The following is an 827-nucleotide window of genomic DNA, read 5'->3' as shown; positions in this document are numbered from 1 at the left end:
ATCGGACGCAGCTCCTTCCGCCCGCAGCAACTGGCCCGCGAGTACCTGGCGGTCCACCGGGAGGCGGGCGACCGGACCCCGCTCCTGCTGCTCATCCTCGGCTCCCCGCCGCCCGTGCTCGTCGACGGAGGTGGTCGGTTACCGGTTCACGACGCGATCGCGCTCCACCTGCCGACCGTCCTCGGCCTCACGCCCCACCCGCTCCCGCTGGACGAGCTGACCGCGCGCATCCCCGAGGTCTGCGCCTGGACCTCCTGGCGGGAACTCACCGACACGGTGACGGCCCAGCACGGCCGGACCACGACGGCCGACCCCTCCACCGCCGCCGCCGTCACCAGGCTCGTCACCTCGATCACCCGAGCCGTCACCAGGCACTCCTGACGCGGCCCGCGCCGGAGCATCACCCGCCGAACGGGTTGACGTCCTTCAGCAGGCCGACCAGCGGGCGGAGGAGGTCGACGGCGACTTCACGCACCGCCGGCACGAAGATGACGACCGCCACCAGCAACGCCACGTACGGGGCGAGACCGCCCCTGCGCTTCGACGCCATGCACACCCCCGCGATGCGTTCGCCCTCCAGCATGGCACCCGTGACGGCCCGACCGCGTCCGGCGTGGAGACCTCCCGGCGGTGTCCGGGCCGTGGACAGCGCCCGGCTCACCCGTCGGCGCGGCGCAGCCACGCCGGATCGGCCCGGGTCAGGGCGGTCGGCACGTCCAGCCGCCGGCCGCCCTCGTAGGCCTCGTCGAAGCGCTCGTCACCCAGCGCGGCCCGGCCGCGGTCGGTCAGGGTGCGGACCTGGGGGTCGGTTCGGTCGTCGGCACCGC

At 74.7% G+C, this 827-nt stretch carries 2 protein-coding genes; one reads left to right on the top strand and one right to left on the bottom strand.

Going from position 1 to position 827, the window contains the following annotated elements:
• A partial coding sequence (locus AB0G02_RS37875; protein WP_360804632.1) for a hypothetical protein occupies positions 1–381 on the top strand: 381 nt, incomplete at its 5' end.
• Between the two features lie 19 nt (positions 382–400).
• On the opposite strand, the gene AB0G02_RS37870 is transcribed toward AB0G02_RS37875, so the two are convergent.
• Positions 401–583 (bottom strand): hypothetical protein, encoded by a 183-nt coding sequence (locus AB0G02_RS37870; RefSeq protein WP_360804629.1) that lies wholly within the window; start codon positions 581–583, stop codon positions 401–403.
• Between the last annotated feature and the right edge of the window lie 244 nt (positions 584–827).

Origin of the sequence: Actinosynnema sp. NPDC023658 (assembly GCF_040639995.1) — a bacterium.
In the GTDB taxonomy this organism is placed as follows: Bacteria; Actinomycetota; Actinomycetes; order Mycobacteriales; family Pseudonocardiaceae; genus Actinosynnema.
The sequence above is the reverse complement of the archived record's forward strand: the minus strand, read 5'-3'. Positions and strand labels throughout refer to the sequence as shown.